Raw genomic sequence first — 16,381 nt, forward strand, 5'->3', positions numbered from 1 at the left:
CAGCGTTGGTCGCCCGCGGCGCGGCGCGCTAGGGTTGGCGTCATGACACCCTCCAAGGACATTTCCCGGCTGATCGAGATCATGGCGGCGCTGAGAGCGCCGGAGACCGGTTGTCCCTGGGATGTCGAGCAGAATTTCTCGACCATCGCCCCCTATACGATCGAGGAAGCCTATGAAGTCTCGGATGCCATCGCGCGCGGCGACCTGGGCGATTTGCGTGACGAACTCGGCGATCTCCTGCTGCAGGTCGTCTACCACGCACAGATGGCGCAGGAGATCGGGGAGTTTGCGTTCGGCGATGTCGTCGAGGCGATCACCGCCAAGATGATCCGCCGCCATCCGCATGTCTTCGGAGACGAGAAGGCGCGCAGTGCCGGCATGGCCAAGGGCATGTGGGAGAAGATCAAGGCCGAGGAAAAAACCGAGAAGCGCAATGCCCGCATCGCCCGCGGCCTCGATCCCGAGGACCACGGCAAGGGGTTTCTGGACAGCGTGCCGGTCGCCCTGCCCGCTCTCACCCGGGCGTTGAAGCTGCAGGAGAAGGCGGCCCGCGTCGGCTTCGACTGGAGCGAGGCCGCCCCGATCCTCGACAAGATAGAAGAAGAGATCGGCGAATTGCGCGAAGCGCTCGCCAAGGGCGAAACCGCATCCATCAAGGACGAGTTCGGCGACATGCTGTTTGCCGTCGTCAATCTCGGCCGCCACCTCAAGCTCGATTCCGAGGCTGCGTTGAGCGGCACCAATGAGAAGTTCCGCTCGCGCTTCCACTATGTCGAGCAGGCGCTTGAGGCTACGGGCGGCTCGTTGGAGAAGGCAACGCTGGACGAGATGGAAGCGCTCTGGCAGCAGGCCAAAAGCGCAAAATAAACAAAAGTTTAGCTGCCGTTTTTGCGGTACAGCCGGCTTTCGATCTCCTGCCTGGCGCTGTGCGTTGCCAACAACGAAATGGTGACGCTGCCGTCCTCATTGTCGGTCCGCGATACGACGTCGCCATTGCGGTAGAGCCAGTCGACCTGGCCGAGCTGGGCAGGACTGAGCGTCACTGTCGTCTTTTCCAACTCACCCGAAAGCCGCGTTTCGATGAGCGCCTTCAGGGCGTCGATCCCTTCGCCGGTTACGGCCGAGATCGCAATGGGCGGCGCCTTGCCGCCCGCCCCTTCGGCAAGCAGCCGCTCCCGGTTGCCGTCATCCAACAGGTCGGTCTTGTTCCAGACCTCGATGACGCGCTTCGTGTCGCTCGCATCCACGCCAAGATCGCCAAGAATGCGCGCGACATCCTCGGCTTGCGCTGCGGTGTCCGGATCGGAAATGTCGCGCAGATGCAGCACGAGATCGGCCTCGACGACCTCTTCCAGCGTCGCCCGGAAGGCGGCGACCAGATGAGTCGGCAGATCGGAGATGAAACCGACCGTGTCCGACAGGATGATCGGCGTGCCGTGCTGCAGCCGCACGCGGCGCAGCGTCGGATCGAGAGTGGCAAACAGCATGTCTTCAGCCAGCACGCCTGCCCCGGTCAGCCGGTTGAACAGCGTCGACTTGCCGGCATTGGTGTAGCCGACGATCGCCACCACCGGGAACGGCACTTTCTTGCGCTTGGCGCGGTGCAGGTCGCGGGTACGGCGAACCGTTTCCAACTCGTGCTTCAGCTTGATGATCTTTTCCTGCAACTGCCGCCGGTCGGATTCGATCTGGGTTTCGCCGGGGCCGCCGAGAAAGCCCGCGCCGCCGCGCTGCCGCTCAAGGTGGGTCCAGCTCCGGACCAGCCGGCCCTTCTGGTAGTTGAGATGGGCGAGCTCGACCTGCAGCGTGCCTTCCTTGGTGCGCGCGCGCTCGCCGAAAATCTCGAGGATCAGCCCGGTGCGGTCCAGCACCTTGGCGTTGAATTCCTTTTCGAGATTACGCTGCTGAACCGGCGTCAGCGGATGGTCGACGACGACCACCTCCGCATGACCCTCTTTGACGATCTCAGCGAGCTCCGCGACCTTGCCGCTGCCGAGCAAGGTTGCCGGGCGCGGATCGTTGACTGTCACCACCGCGGTGTGGACGAGATCGAGATCGATGGCTCGGGCAAGGCCGACCGCTTCGTCATGCCTGGCGTCGGCCGAGCGCGTCAGGCGTGGACGATTGGTTTCGTCATCACCTCGTTGATGCCGGGTAAGCACAGGCACAATGACGACAGCCCGGGTCGGGCCCTTGGCTTCCGTCCCGGGATGATGCGCTGGTTTTCCGCGAACGGTGGTGTCCGCGTCTTTCTCACGTGCCAATAATCAGGCGCCCTGGCTTTCCTCGCCATCGAACATCTGAACCGGCTGGCTCGGCATGATCGTGGAAATGGCGTGCTTGTAGACGAGCTGCGAATGGCCGTCCCGCCGCAACAACACACAGAAATTGTCGAACGAAGTGACCACACCGGTCAGCTTCACGCCATTGATGAGGAAGATGGTAAGTGGATTTTTGCTCTTGCGAACTGAATTCAGGAACAGGTCCTGAAGGTTTTGCGATCGTTCCGCCATTTTTCTTGTCTTTCGCCGATCCCCTTCGGTCTGCAGGCCAATGCGCCAAATTACGTGGCACCTGTCAAGCGCGCAAACCCCCTCTTGCCGTCACAACGGCAAGCAGAACGAGATAGTTGAGGTTCATTCCAGTTGTGCGGTTATCAGGCTGGACTTTTTTCCGCAATGTCAAAAAAGGCCTGCCGCAACGAAAGTGTCATGGAACCGGGATGGCCATTTGCCACCGGAGCCCCGTCAATTTCAACCACGGGCATGGCGATTGTGGTCGCTGAGCTGATGAACGCTTCCCGGGCGGCCTTGGCTTCGGCGACCGAAAAGGAGCGTTCCTCGACCTTCAAACCGAGCTTGGCGGCGACATCGAACAGCGTCGTGCGGGTGATGCCGCGCAGGATGCCATGCTCGGCAGGCCGAGTGACCAATACACCGTCCCTGGTGACGATCCAGGCGTTCGAGGAGCCGCCTTCCTTGACGGTGCCATCGGCGTCGACGAACCAGGCCTCCTGGGCGCCGGCTTCCTTGGCCCTTTGCTTGGCGAGCACGTTGGGCAGAAGACCCGTGCTTTTGATGTCGACGCGATCCCAGCGATTCTCCGGGACGGTGATGACCTTGACGCCGGTCTCCGCGCGCTTGGCCTGGGCCGCCGGATCGGCTTTCCTCGCCGTGATGACAAGCGCCGACCTGGCGTTCGCCGGGAAGACAAAGTCGCGGCTGGCGACGCCGCGCGTCACCTGGAGGTAGACGAGGCCATTGACGACATGGTTGCGGCGCACCACCTCGCGCAGCAGCATCGGCAGCACGCCTTCCGAGACGGGCCAGGCGATCGACAGCTCCTTCAGCGAGCGTTTGAGCCGGGCAAGATGGCGCGGCATGTCGACGATGTAGCCGCGCGCCACTTCGCAGACCTCGTAGACGCCGTCGGCGAACTGGTAGCCGCGATCCTCGATATGGACGCTGGCTTCAGCATGGACGACGTAACGCCCGTTGACATAGGCAATGCGCGGCATGGGTTACCTCAGCGAAACGTCCGGCTTTCTTAGGCGATTCCGGCGCGACCGTAATGGACAATCACGTGGGCCACGGCCCGCTCTCCATCTTGACGCAATTCCGGACGGAAAACCGCCTCGCACTCTTCCTGGAATTGCTTAGACCCCAAGCGACTTCAGCTTGCGATGCAGCGCGGAGCGCTCCATGCCGATGAACTCGGCGGTTTTCGAGATGTTGCCGCCGAAGCGGTTGATCTGGGCGATCAGGTAGTCCTTCTCGAACTGTTCGCGCGCTCGCGCAGCGGCAGCGCCATGATGTGCTGGTCCGACTGGTTGGGCGTGCGCGGCATGACATCGCCGATCTCGGAGGGCAAAAGATCGGCGGTGATCGGCGCGTCCGCATCGTCGCCGCGCGCCAGGATCATCAATCGCTCGACATTGTTGCGCAGCTGGCGAACATTGCCCGGCCAGTTGTGGGCCTGCAGCACTGCGAGCGCGTCATCGCCGATGCGGCGCGGCCTGATGCCGGCCTGGCGGGCGATCTGCTTCATGAAATTGTCGACGAGATAGGGAATGTCCTCGCGCCGCTCGGCGAGCCCCGGCACGATGACCGGGACCACCGCGAGGCGATGGTAGAGATCCTCGCGGAAGCGGCCGTCGGCGATCATCGCCTCAAGGTTCTGCGAGGTGGACGAGATGATGCGGACATCGACCTTGACGCGCTTGGTGCCGCCTACCCGCTCGAATTGCTGTTCGACCAGCACGCGCAGGATCTTGTTCTGCGTCTCGCGCGGCATGTCGGCCACTTCGTCGATGTAGAGGATGCCGCGATGCGCCTCTTCCAGCGCGCCGACCTTGCGCTCGGTGCCGTTCGATTCGGTGCCGAACAGCTCGATCTCCATACGTTCGGGCGTGATGGTGGCGGCGCTCAGCGTGACGAACGGGGCGGCCTTGCGCGACGATAGCGTGTGGATGGCGCGCGCCGTCAGCTCCTTGCCGGAGCCGGACGGGCCGACAATCATGACGCGGCTGTTGGTCGGCGCGACGCGCTCGATAGTCTGCCGCAACTGGCTCATCGCCGACGACATGCCGATCAGGTCGAAGGTTTCGCCGCTGCGCTGCTTGAGGTCGGAGACCTCACGCCGCAGATTGGAGGTCTCGATCGCGCGCTCGGCGACAAGGATGAGGCGATCGGCCTTGAACGGCTTTTCGATGAAATCATAGGCGCCGCGGCGGATGGCCGAGACCGCCGTTTCGATGTTGCCGTGACCGGAGATCATCACCACCGCCATGCTGGGGTGCATGGTCTTGATCTCGTCGAGCAGCGCCAGGCCATCGAGGCGCGAGCCCTGCAGCCAGATATCGAGGAAAATCAAGCGCGGCGCGCGATCGGCAATCGCCGCCAGCGCGCTGTCGGCATCATGAGCCGTGCGGGTTTCGTGACCTTCGTCGCTCAAAATACCGGCGACGAGCTCGCGGATGTCTTCCTCGTCATCGACGATGAGAATGTCAGACGCCATTACCGACCTTTTCAGTTTCTCGTTCGTGTTCGCTTCGACCTTCACCGCGTGGCGGCGCGGCAATGACCGTTGCCGGCGGCAGGATGATCGAGATCATCGCGCCGCGGCCACCGTGGAAATCCGATGGCGCGTCGTGCAATTCGAGACGGCCGCCATGGTCCTCCACAATCTTCTTGACGATAGCGAGGCCGAGCCCGGTGCCCTTCTCGCGTGTCGTCATATAGGGCTCGAGCAGCCTTTGGCGATTCTCACGCGGCAGGCCCTTGCCGTTGTCGATAACGTCGATTCGTATGGCGCCATCTTGGCGCCCGGCTTGAATCCGGATTGTGCCGTCTGAACGGTCTTGCGCATCAAGCCCGTCGATCGCTTCGGCGGCGTTCTTGATGACGTTGCCGAAAGCCTGCGCCATCAGGCGGCTGTCGAAGGTGCCCTTGAGCGGTTCGCTGCCGAAATCGCGCTGGAAAGCGATATCCGAGCGGCTGACTTCAACCAGGAAAGAGGCCTCGCGCAACGATTCGCGCAGGTCGATGGCTTTCATCTCGGGCTTGGGCATGCGGGCGAAGGCCGAGAACTCGTCGACCATGCGGCCGATATCCTCGACCTGGCGGATGATAGTGTCGGTGCACTGATCGAAGACCTCGCGGTCCTCGGTGATGACCTTGCCGTAGCGGCGCTTGATGCGCTCGGCAGAGAGCTGGATGGGCGTCAGCGGGTTCTTGATCTCATGCGCGATGCGCCGCGCCACGTCCGCCCAGGCTGAGGAGCGCTGCGCCTGGACGAGATCGGTGATGTCGTCGACGGTGACGACATAGGATTTCTCTTCCGAGCCGTCGTCGCCGGCCTCGACGGTGATCTGGACATTGAAAGTCCGCTCGACGCCGGTGCGGAAGAAGGTCACCTGCTCGCGATAGACCGGCTTGCCGGATTGCCGGCCGATTTCGAAGACGCGACCGACATGCGGCAGGATCGCCGACAGGTTCTGGCCGAGCGCCGCGTTGGCCGATATCCCCATCATGGTTTCGGCGGAGCGGTTGACGATGGTGACGATGCCGTAGGGATCGACGCCGATGACGCCTGCGGTGACGCCGGCCAGCACCGCCTCGGAGAAACGGCGGCGCTCGTCGATCAGATCCTTGGCCGAGAGCAACTCGTTGCGCTGCGATTTGAGCTCCAGGATCATGTTGTTGAAGGTCTCGCCGAGCGAGGCGACGTCGCCATCTGAATGACGCACCGCGACGGCGACGTCGAGGTTGCCGGTAGCCACCTCATCGGCGGCGCCGATCAACTGCCGGATCGGCCGCACCAGACGGTCGGCGACCGCAATGCCGGTCCAGATCGCCGACAGGATAATGATCAGCGTAAGCGACAGATAAGGCAGCGCGAACGCCACTTGCGATGTGCGACGGTTGTCCTCGAGATTGCGGTATTCGTCCGTGTTGGCCCTGACGATCTGGCGCGCCTTGATCACGTCGGGATCGACCAGGCGAATGGTGTAGAGATAGAGCCCTTCGATCTCGCGCAGCTTGATGATGGCGCCCATGATGTTGCGCGTTTTCGGCTCGATCAGCACCGGCTTGCCGTCCGAGGCGGTTTCGACCGCGCCCGACGGCGGGTCGGGCATCTTGAAATCGGCATCGGTCTGGGCGTTCATCACGAACGAGCCGTCCGACTTGACCAGGGCCGCATGCGCCAGCCCGCGACCGACGGCTTCCTTGTTCATAAGATCGAGAAAACCGCCCCGGTCGAGACCCCAGAGCGTGCGCGAAGCGTCGAGATCATAGGCCATTGACAGCGTCGTGCCCTGCAGATTGCGCGCATTCTCCTGGACATAGGCGTCAGCGATCGACAACGACGAGTTGACGATCGCCTTGGTGCGGAGCTCGAACCAGCGGTCGAGGCCGATATCGAGCGTGATCGAGGCGATGATCGCCACCATGATCGCCGGAATCGCGGCGACCAGCGCGAACATCGCCACGATGCGCACATGCAGCCGAGAGGCGGCCCTGCCATGCTTGCGCGCCATGACGATGCGATGAACCTCGCGGGCCACCAGCGCGATCAGGAACAGGACGAACACGGCGTTGGCGGCGATCAGCGCCAAAGTGGTGTCGGCGGTCGGCGCGATCGGTGTTGCTCCGACCAGAATCGCAAATGAGATCGCGGCCGTGATCATCGCTCCGGCAATCGCGACCACACCGGGCAGCGCCAGCAGCCGGCGGCCGTCGCGCGTGCCCGCCTGGCTGAAAAGCGGTTGGGTCAGGATCGGAGCCTCAGCTGCCATGTCGCTGTACAGAGTCGGTCATTGGGTCGGATGTATGCAACGCATTGTGGCGATTATGCAACAAGTGTGGCCGTGAGGAAAATCTTTCCCCCGATCAATTCACCGACAGGACGAGAAGACGCCAAACGGGATGGGCACAAAGTCGACCCGGCTAGGCATCTAAGTCGTTGTTTTATGGTATCTTTTCCCAGCTGCGGCGTGTTTTTCGCTGCGGTTCAAGGCTGCCGGGTGGACTTATAGACGTTGACGCCAAGCTCGCGAATTTTCTTGCGCAGCGTGTTGCGGTTGAGACCGAGCAGTTCGGCCGCCTTGATCTGGTTGCCGCGCGTTGCCGTCATCGATGCCAGCACCAGCGGGAATTCGACCTCGGCAAGGATGCGCTGGTAGAGCCCAGCCGGCGGCAGGTCGCCGGCGAAGGATGCAAAATAGCGCTGCAGGAAATGCTCGACCGCCTGGCCGATCGACAGATCGTCGGGAATGAGCGGGCCGCCGCCGGGAACGACCGGCCTGTCGCCGGTCTTCAGCTCGGAATCGATAATCTCCGACGATATCTCGTCCTGGGAGTAAAGGGCCGCCAGCCGGCGCACCAGGTTCTCCAGCTCGCGCACGTTGCCCGGCCAGGGATAGCGCTTCATCAACTCGATGCCGCCCGCCGAAATGCGCTTGGTCTGCAAGCCCTCACTGGCGCCCTGCTTGAAGAAATGCCGCACCAGGTCGGGAATGTCCTCGGAACGCTCGCGCAGCGCCGGCAACCGCAACGGCACGACGTTCAAGCGGTAGAACAGGTCCTCGCGGAACAGGCCCTGGTTGATCAGTGTCCTGAGATCCTTGTTGGTGGCGGCGACGATGCGCACGTCGGTCTTGATCGGCGTGCGGCCGCCGACGGTGGTGTATTCGCCCTGCTGCAGCACACGCAGCAGGCGGGTTTGCGCCTCCATCGGCATGTCGCCGATCTCGTCGAGGAACAGCGTGCCGCCCTCGGCCTGCTCGAAGCGGCCGGTGGAGCGGTTCTGCGCCCCGGTGAAGGCGCCTTTCTCGTGGCCGAACAGTTCCGATTCGATGAGGTCGCGCGGGATCGCCGCCATGTTGATCGCAACGAAGGGGCCGCCGCGGCGGCGGCCATATTCGTGCAGCGCGCGCGCCACCAGCTCCTTGCCGGTGCCGGATTCGCCTGAAATCATCACCGTCAGATCGGTCTGCATCATGCGCGCCAGCATGCGGTAGATGTCCTGCATGGCGGCGGAGCGGCCGACCAGCGGCATGGCATCGGGCTGCTCGTCGGCACGGGAGTCGAGCTTGGGCCGTTTCGGCTCGGCGAGGGCCCGGTTGACGATGCTGAGCAGCTCAGTCAGGTCGAAGGGCTTGGGCAGATATTCGTAGGCGCCGGTTTCGGAGGCGCGGATCGCGGTCATGAAGGTGTTTTGCGCGCTCATGACGATGACCGGCAACTCTGGGCGCGCTTTCTTGATGCGCGGCAGCATATCAAAGGCGTTCTCGTCGGGCATCACCACATCGGTGATGACCAGGTCGCCCTCGCCGGCCGCCACCCAGCGCCACAGCGTCGAGGCGTTGGAGGTGACGCGCACCTCATGGCCGACGCGCGACAGCGCCTGATTGAGCACGGTCCGGATGGCCGCATCGTCGTCGGCGACCAGAATATTGCCGCGAACGGTCATTGGCGGTCTCCTTCAGTTTCGTCGCCGGGGCCGGGCGGGTTTGCCTTCCAGGCCGGCATCAAGACGCGGAAATTGGTGCCGCGCGGCGTCGAATCGCATTCGATGACGCCGCCATGCTCGCCGACGATCTTGGCGACCAGTGCCAGGCCGAGGCCCGAGCCGTTCGGCTTGGTGGTGATGAACGGATCGAACAGGATCGGCAGGATGTCCTCGGACACGCCGGGACCGTTGTCATGCACGCAAAACTCGAGCGGCAGCGAGACGCGATCCTGCGTTCCGGGCACCGAAACGCGGATGCCGGGCCGGAAAGCCGTCGACAGGACGATCTCGCCCTGCGGGTCGGCGCCGATCGCCTCGGCGGCATTCTTGACCAGGTTGAGGAACACCTGGATCAGCTGGTCGCGGTTGGCGAAGACTGGAGGAAGCGATGGATCATATTCCTCCAAGATCTTGATCCGCTTGGCAAAACCGTTCTTGGCGATCGCCTTCACATGATCGAGCACGACATGGATGTTGACGGGATAGCGCTCGATCGGCCGTTCGTCGGAAAACACTTCCATGCGATCGACCAGCGAGACGATGCGGTCGGTCTCGTCGGTGATCAGGCGGGTGAGCGCGCGGTCCTCGTCAGAGGCGGAGAGCTCGAGCAGCTGGGCGGCGCCGCGGATACCGGAAAGCGGGTTCTTGATCTCATGCGCGAGCATGGCGGCAAGGCCGGTAACGGAACGCGCAGCGCCGCGATGCGTCATCTGGCGGTCGATCTTGTCGGCCATCGACCGTTCCTGGAACATCACCACGACGGAACCCGGAAACTCCGGTACCGGCGCGACGTAGAGATCGACCATCTTCTCGATGCCGAGACGGGGCGAGGAAACGTCGACGCGATATTCGTTGACCGGCGCGCGGCGCTCGCGCACCTGGTCGACCAGTGTCAGCAGCGGGCTGCCGAACGGCACCAGCTTGGACAGCGTGTTGCGGGCAAGCATGGTCGCGCTGGAGCGGAAGAAATCCTCGGCATCCGCGTTGGCGAAGATGATGAAGCCGTCCGGATCGACCATAATCACTGGCCGGCGAATGGTGTTGAGCACAATGTTGGCGGCATCCGCCATGTCGTTTGACTGCGGGACGTTGGCCTTCATGCCGCGCTCCGCATTCCAGGCGTTGCAGACCCTTCGGAAAATGTTCGACGCAATTCGGTAATGACCTCGGCCGGTTCAAAGGATGTGAGGATGCGCTTGCGCTGGTCGGCGGGAACATCGGGAGCGTGGCGGTCGAGATACCAGCCGAGATGCTTGCGCGCCTGGCGCAGACCGCTTTCAACGCCGTAGAGCGAGAGCATGTCCTCATGGTGGGCTACGATGTAATCGGCGAGCATTTCCGCCGTTTCAGGGACGCCGCTTGCCGCCGCGCCGATGGCTCGGGCCGCAATGGCGCCCGCAATCCACGGCGCGCCATAGTGGGCGCGGCCGATCATCACCGCGTCGGCGCCGGATTGTTCGAGGATTGCTGCTGCCTCTTCCGGTGAGCCGACGTCGCCATTGGCTACCACGGGAATCGAGACCGCTTGCTTGACGCGGGCGATCGCCCGCCAGTCGGCCTTGCCCTGGTAGAACTGGCAGCGCGTGCGGCCATGCACCGTCACCATCCTGACGCCCGCCTGTTCGGCGCGGCGCGCCAGCATCGGCGCGTTGAGCGCGCCTTCGTCCCAGCCAAGCCGCATCTTGACCGTCACCGGCACCGAAACGGCGCCAACCACGGCCTCGATCAGCGACAGCGCATGGTCGAGATCGCGCATCAGCGCGGAACCGGCATAACCGCCGGTCACCTTCTTGGCCGGGCAGCCCATGTTGATGTCGATGATGTCGGCGCCCTCACCTGCCGCTATGCGCGCGCCTTCGGCCATTTGCGCGGCCTCGCGGCCGGCAAGCTGGACCATGTGCACAGGCAGGCCGGAATGACGGATGCGCAGGTCGCAACCGGCCCTGCCCTTGGCCAGCTCGCCGCTTGCCACCATTTCGGACACGACCAGCCCGGCGCCATGCGCGTGGGCACGCCTGCGGAACGGCTCGTCGGTGATGCCCGACATCGGCGCGAGGAAGATACGGTTGCGAATCCGCACATCGCCGACGTCGAGTGGCGACGCCAATTTGGTCAGTTCAGCCATGCACAAAAACCAAGCATGTTCTTTCGTTGCACATTCTCTAGACAGAAGTGTGGCATTGTGCAACGCGCAATGACGTCACATTAAGGCGCATTTTGGAAAATGCTGGCCTTCGGCCAAGACCGCGACTAGGACCGATCCGAATGAGCGAGGCAAGCGAAAAGCAAGCGTCTAGCCCAAGCGGCGGTATTGGGGTGGTGATCGTCGCCGCCGGCCGTGGCGCGCGCGCCGGACAGGCCGACGGCCCGAAGCAGTACCAGCGCATCGGCGGCCGCGCCGTCATCGCGCATACGCTGGACATCTTTCTCGCGCACCCGATGATCGGCACGGTGGTCGTTGCCATCCATGCCGACGATGCCGAGCTCTTCGAGCGCGCGGCTAGTGGACATGGTGAGCGCCTCGTCACGGTGATCGGCGGCTACTCACGGCAGGCTTCGGTACGACTGGGGCTGCTGGCGCTGAAGGACTACGCGCCTGGAAAGGTGCTGGTTCATGACGCGGTGCGGCCCTTCGTCGATGCGGCGATCATCGACCGCACCATCGAGGCGATCGACGATCGTCAGGGTGCGTTGCCCTGTCTTCCTGTCGCCGACACACTGAAGCGCGAATCCGCTACCGGCATGATCGAGGAAACCGTGTCGAGAGCCGGCCTGCACGCCGCGCAGACGCCGCAGGGTTTTCCCTATGCGTCGCTGCTTGCGGCGCATGAGAAGGCGCATACCTCGGCAAGGAAGATTTTACCGATGACGCGGCCATTGCGGAATGGGCGCAGATCCCGGTCAAGATCGTTCCCGGATCGCCGGACAACGTCAAACTCACCTGGGCAAGGGATATCGCATTGGCCGATCAGCGGCTCTCCAGCGCTCTGGCGCGCTTTCCCGATATCCGCACCGGCAATGGCTACGATGTCCATGCGTTCGAGCCCGGCGATCACGTGACGCTCTGTGGAATTGCCATCCCGTTTGATCGCAAGCTTTCCGGCCATTCGGATGCCGATGTCGGGCTGCACGCGCTCACCGACGCGCTGCTTGCCACATGCGGCGAAGGCGATATCGGCACGCATTTCCCGCCGTCTGACCCGCAATGGAAAGGCGCTGCCTCGAAGATCTTCGTCGAGCATGCGGCAAGACTGGTGCGCGAGCGCGGCGGGCGCATCGCCAATGCCGACATCACGCTGATCTGCGAGGCGCCGCGCGTCGGGCCGCATCGCGCGGCGATGACACAGGCGCTTGTCGCCATGCTCGGCATTGCGCCGGAGCGCATTTCGATCAAGGCGACGACCAACGAAAAGCTCGGCTTTGTCGGGCGCGGCGAAGGCATCGCGGCGATCGCCACCGCAAGCGTCGTCTATCCGGGAGACGTGCCGGCATGAGCAACGCAGAGTTAGCCAACGCCCTGCTCCAGGCCTGCCAGCAGCACGGCATCATGCTGGCGACGGCAGAAAGCTGCACCGGCGGCCTGATCATCGCGGCGCTGACCGACATCGCCGGCTCGTCGGCCGTGGTCGATCGCGGCTTCATCACCTATTCCAACGAAGCCAAGATGGAGATGCTCGGCGTCTCCGGGGCGACGCTCGACGCGCATGGCGCTGTCTCGCGCGAGACGGTGCTGGAAATGGCGGCGGGTGCGCTGGCGCATTCGCAAGCACGCCTCTCGCTCGCCGTCACCGGCATTGCCGGCCCGAGTGGCGGTTCGGCGGAAAAGCCGGTCGGCCTGGTCTGGTTCGGCATCGCGCTTGCCGGCCAGCCGGTCGTCGCCGAGCGACAGTTGTTCGGCCAGAAGGGCCGCGAATTCATCCGCCATGAGACCGTGCGGCGCGCGCTGCAGCTCGGGCTGCGTGCGCTCGGCAAGGACTAGGCCGTTCTCGGTCCGTAGATCACGTCGGCGCGCTTTTCGAAGGCCTCTGAAAACATGCGGAAGGCGCGATCGAACATCGTGCCCATCAGGGCGCCGAGGATGCGGCTCTTGAATTCGTAGTCGATGAAGAAGTGCACTTCGCAGCCCTTGTCGGCAGGATCGAAACGCCAGATGTTGCTGAGATATTTGAACGGGCCGTCGATATATTTGACGTCGATGGCGCGCTCGGCCGGATTGAGCAGCACCTGCGTGGCGAAAGTCTCGCGGATCGCCTTGTAGCCGATGCTCATATCGGCAACCAGAATGGTGCGGCCGTCGCGTTCCTTGCGCGAGCGCACGGTGAGCGAGTCACAAAGCGGCAGGAATTGCGGATAGGCCTCGATGTCGGCCACCAGCGCGAACATCTCTTCCGGTGTATGCGCGACGCGGCGGGTCGCCTCGAATTTCGGCATAGAGCGTCAGCTGGCCTTCTTGAGCTGTGCCTCGCGCGCCGCGCGCAACCTGGCGAAGTCCTCGCCGGCATGATGCGAGGAACGCGTCAGCGGGCTCGACGCTACCAGGAGGAAGCCCTTGGTCTTGCCGATCGTCTCGAACGACTTGAACTCGTCCGGCGGGACGAAGCGGACCACCGGATGATGCTTCTTCGAAGGCTGCAGGTACTGGCCGATAGTCATGAAGTCGACGTTGGCCGAACGCAAATCGTCCATCAATTGCAGCACTTCGTTCCGCTCCTCGCCGAGGCCGACCATGATGCCGGACTTGGTGAAGATGGAGGGATCAAGTTCCTTGACACGCTGCAGCAGCCGGATCGAATGGAAATAACGGGCGCCGGGGCGCACCGTCAGGTAGTTCGACGGCACGGTTTCCAGATTGTGGTTGAAGACGTCGGGCTTGGCGGCCACGACGATCTCCAGCGCGCCGTCCTTGCGCAGGAAGTCCGGCGTCAGGATTTCGATCGTGGTCGAAGGCGTTGCCGCGCGGATGGCGCGAATGACGTCAGCGAAATGCTGTGCGCCGCCATCAGCGAGATCGTCGCGGTCGACGGAGGTGATGACGACGTGGCTGAGGCCCATCTGCTTGACGGCGTGGGCGACGCGCGCCGGCTCGTCAGCGTCAAGCGCGGTCGGGATGCCGGTGGCGACATTGCAGAAGGCGCAGGCGCGCGTGCAGATCTCGCCCATGATCATGAAGGTGGCGTGCTTCTTTTCCCAGCACTCGCCGATGTTGGGGCAGCCAGCCTCCTCGCACACCGTCACCAGCTTGTGCGACTTCACGATCTCGCGGGTTTCGGCGTAGCCCTTCGATACGGGCGCCTTGACGCGGATCCAGTCGGGCTTGCGCAGCACCTCCTGGTCGGGCTTGTGCGCCTTCTCGGGATGCCGCAGGCGCGGCGCGTTGGCGATCGTGTCGAGAACAGTGACCATCTCAAACCCTTCGCGGCCGCGCTTCCCGTGCAGCCGCCTGTTTTCAGTCATCTAGGACTTTTCGAGGCAAAGAAAAAGGCCGCGGCGGCGCATGCCGCCACGACCGTTTTCGCATAGCGACGCTTGGCGCGCCTCAGCGACGCATTCGCGCCTTAGCGGCGCACCAGCCGCCCGACGAAGATCAGCAGGCAGGCGCCGATGAAACCGGTGATCAGATAGGCGACCCAGCCGACACCGAAGACGCCAATATTCAAGGCCTGTAGGATGGCATTCAGCACAATCGCGCCGACGATGCCCATTATGATGTTCATGACGATGCCGGTGTTGCTCTTCATGACCATCTCGGCGAGCCAGCCCGCCAGACCACCGACGATAATTGCTGTAATCCAGCCGACGCCATTCATGTGCATATGCCAACTCCTCCTGTGTCAGGTGAAAATGCCGGATACGAACTGCCTTGCCGTCAGGTGCCTCCGGCGGTTGCGTGTGAGTCTCGCAAGCGCAATTTATCATGCGTTCAAGGCGCGGCCATAGGCGTCGAGCACACTTTCCTTCATCATTTCCGACAGCGTCGGATGCGGGAAGATGGTGTGCATCAACTCTTCCTCGGTGGTCTCCAGGTTCATCGCCACAACAAAACCCTGGATCAGCTCGGTCACCTCGGCGCCGACCATATGGGCGCCGAGCAGCTGTCCGGTCTTCTTGTCGAAGATCGTCTTGATGAAACCCTGGTCCTCGCCGAGCGCGATGGCCTTGCCGTTGGCGCTGAACGGGAAGCGGCCGACGCGAATATCCTTGCCTTCGGCCTTGGCCTTGGCTTCGGTCAAGCCGACCGAGGCGACCTGCGGGTTGCAATAGGTGCAGCCGGGGATCTTCAATTTGTCGATGGCGTGCACGCCGGGGAAGTTGGCGATCTTTTCGATACAGACCACGCCTTCATGCTCGGCCTTGTGGGCCAGCATCGGCGGTCCGGCGACGTCGCCGATGGCGTAGATGCCGGGCACATTCGTCTTGCCGTAACCGTCGACGACGACGCAGCCGCGATCGGTCTTCACGCCAAGCGCTTCAAGGCCGAGGTTTTCGATGTTGCCCTGCACGCCGACAGCCGAGATCATGCGGTCGGCGGTGATCTTCTCGACCTTGCCGTCCTTCATCTCGACATGCGCGGTGATCGAATTGGCCGATTTATCGACCTTGGTCACCTTGGCTTCGAGGATAATCTTCATCCCCTGCTTCTCGAACTGTTTTTGCGCGAATTTCGAGACCTCGGCGTCCTCGACCGGCATCACCGCCGGCAGCAGCTCGACCACGGTCACCTCGGCGCCCATGGTGCGATAGAAGGAGGCGAACTCGATGCCGATGGCGCCCGAGCCCATGACCAGCAGCGACTTCGGCATCTCCTTCGGCACCATGGCCTCGAAATAGGTCCAGATCAGCTTGCCGTCGGGCTCGATGCCGGGCAGCGCGCGCGGCCGGGCGCCGGTCGCCAGGATAATGTGCTTGGCCGTATATGTGCCCTCGCCCTTGACGCCCTTCGGCACCGGCGGCTGCGGCTCCATCGGCTTCTTGGCGGTCTTGGAGACGACGATCTCGCCGGGCTTGGACAGTTTCGCCTCGCCCCAGATGACGTCGACCTTGTTCTTCTTCATCAGGAAGCCGACGCCGGTGTTGAGCCTGAGCGACACTTTTCGCGAACGGTCGACGACAGCGGCCGTATCGGGGCTAATCTTGCCGCCTTCGAGCTTCAGCCCATAATCCTTGAGGTGATCGGAATAATGCATGATCTCGGCCGAGCGCAGCAGCGCCTTGGTCGGGATGCAGCCCCAGTTAAGGCAGATGCCGCCAAGATGCTCGCGCTCCACGATCGCCGTCTTGAAGCCGAGCTGGGCGGAGCGCACCGCCGTGACATAGCCGCCGGGGCCGGAGCCGATGATGATGACGTCGTAGGATTCAGCCACGGGTTTTC

13 protein-coding genes and 2 pseudogenes are annotated in these 16,381 nt (G+C 63.3%); 3 read left to right on the forward strand and 12 right to left on the reverse strand.

Going from position 1 to position 16,381, the window contains the following annotated elements; genetic code table 11:
• Positions 1-42 precede the first annotated feature (42 nt).
• Positions 43-867, forward strand: a complete 825-nt coding sequence (gene mazG, locus ACVDG8_RS00655) for a nucleoside triphosphate pyrophosphohydrolase (RefSeq protein ID WP_447252983.1) — start codon at positions 43-45, stop codon at positions 865-867.
• Between the two features lie 8 nt (positions 868-875).
• Here the strand turns inward: mazG and hflX are convergent, their stop codons facing one another.
• From hflX to dusB, 8 genes and pseudogenes are all read right to left on the reverse strand, one after another.
• Positions 876-2,264, reverse strand: coding sequence for a GTPase HflX (gene hflX, locus ACVDG8_RS00660; protein ID WP_447252984.1), 1,389 nt, complete (start codon positions 2,262-2,264; stop codon positions 876-878).
• Between the two features lie 3 nt (positions 2,265-2,267).
• Positions 2,268-2,513, reverse strand: a complete 246-nt coding sequence (gene hfq, locus ACVDG8_RS00665) for an RNA chaperone Hfq (RefSeq protein ID WP_006202172.1) — start codon at positions 2,511-2,513, stop codon at positions 2,268-2,270.
• Positions 2,514-2,656: 143 nt separating this feature from the next.
• A complete protein-coding gene (locus ACVDG8_RS00670; RefSeq protein ID WP_447252985.1) occupies positions 2,657-3,517 on the reverse strand; it encodes a D-amino-acid transaminase in 861 nt (286 codons plus the stop codon).
• Between the two features lie 138 nt (positions 3,518-3,655).
• A pseudogene (ntrX, locus tag ACVDG8_RS00675) lies at positions 3,656-5,016 on the reverse strand (nitrogen assimilation response regulator NtrX).
• Positions 5,006-7,297, reverse strand: coding sequence for an ATP-binding protein (locus ACVDG8_RS00680; RefSeq protein ID WP_447252987.1), 2,292 nt, complete (start codon positions 7,295-7,297; stop codon positions 5,006-5,008). Before ACVDG8_RS00680 ends, ntrX begins: the two are co-directional and overlap by 11 nt.
• Positions 7,298-7,512: 215 nt before the next feature.
• Entirely contained in the window at positions 7,513-8,973 is a 1,461-nt protein-coding gene (gene ntrC / locus ACVDG8_RS00685) for a nitrogen regulation protein NR(I) (protein WP_371012033.1), read from the reverse strand.
• The gene (locus ACVDG8_RS00690; RefSeq protein WP_447252988.1) at positions 8,970-10,112 is read right to left on the reverse strand and encodes a two-component system sensor histidine kinase NtrB; all 1,143 of its coding nucleotides are present in this window, start codon (positions 10,110-10,112) and stop codon (positions 8,970-8,972) included. The genes ntrC and ACVDG8_RS00690 overlap by 4 nt, the downstream gene beginning before the upstream one ends.
• The gene (dusB, locus tag ACVDG8_RS00695) at positions 10,109-11,137 is read right to left on the reverse strand and encodes a tRNA dihydrouridine synthase DusB (RefSeq protein WP_447252989.1); all 1,029 of its coding nucleotides are present in this window, start codon (positions 11,135-11,137) and stop codon (positions 10,109-10,111) included. The genes ACVDG8_RS00690 and dusB overlap by 4 nt, the downstream gene beginning before the upstream one ends.
• Positions 11,138-11,277: 140 nt before the next feature.
• Between dusB and ACVDG8_RS00700 the strand changes: the two are divergent.
• Both ACVDG8_RS00700 and ACVDG8_RS00705 read left to right on the forward strand, forming a co-directional pair.
• A pseudogene (locus ACVDG8_RS00700) lies at positions 11,278-12,506 on the forward strand (bifunctional 2-C-methyl-D-erythritol 4-phosphate cytidylyltransferase/2-C-methyl-D-erythritol 2,4-cyclodiphosphate synthase).
• Entirely contained in the window at positions 12,503-12,991 is a 489-nt protein-coding gene (locus ACVDG8_RS00705) for a CinA family protein (protein ID WP_447252991.1), read from the forward strand. Before ACVDG8_RS00700 ends, ACVDG8_RS00705 begins: the two are co-directional and overlap by 4 nt.
• Here ACVDG8_RS00705 and ACVDG8_RS00710 read toward each other — a convergent pair.
• The 4 genes from ACVDG8_RS00710 to lpdA form a co-directional block, all read right to left on the reverse strand.
• Complete coding sequence (locus ACVDG8_RS00710; RefSeq protein WP_447252992.1) at positions 12,988-13,443, reverse strand: type II toxin-antitoxin system RatA family toxin; 456 nt, start codon at positions 13,441-13,443, stop codon at positions 12,988-12,990. The two genes, ACVDG8_RS00705 and ACVDG8_RS00710, sit on opposite strands and share 4 nt — an antisense overlap.
• A 6-nt stretch (positions 13,444-13,449) precedes the next feature.
• Complete coding sequence (lipA, locus tag ACVDG8_RS00715; RefSeq protein ID WP_447257194.1) at positions 13,450-14,415, reverse strand: lipoyl synthase; 966 nt, start codon at positions 14,413-14,415, stop codon at positions 13,450-13,452.
• A gap of 152 nt (positions 14,416-14,567) precedes the next feature.
• On the reverse strand, positions 14,568-14,825 hold the full coding sequence (locus ACVDG8_RS00720; protein ID WP_447252993.1) for a GlsB/YeaQ/YmgE family stress response membrane protein: 258 nt from the start codon (positions 14,823-14,825) through the stop codon (positions 14,568-14,570).
• 99 nt (positions 14,826-14,924) lie between these two features.
• Positions 14,925-16,373 (reverse strand): dihydrolipoyl dehydrogenase, encoded by a 1,449-nt coding sequence (gene lpdA, locus ACVDG8_RS00725; RefSeq protein WP_447252994.1) that lies wholly within the window; start codon positions 16,371-16,373, stop codon positions 14,925-14,927.
• Positions 16,374-16,381 lie beyond the last annotated feature (8 nt).

It is taken from the genome of Mesorhizobium sp. ORM8.1, assembly GCF_053005525.2.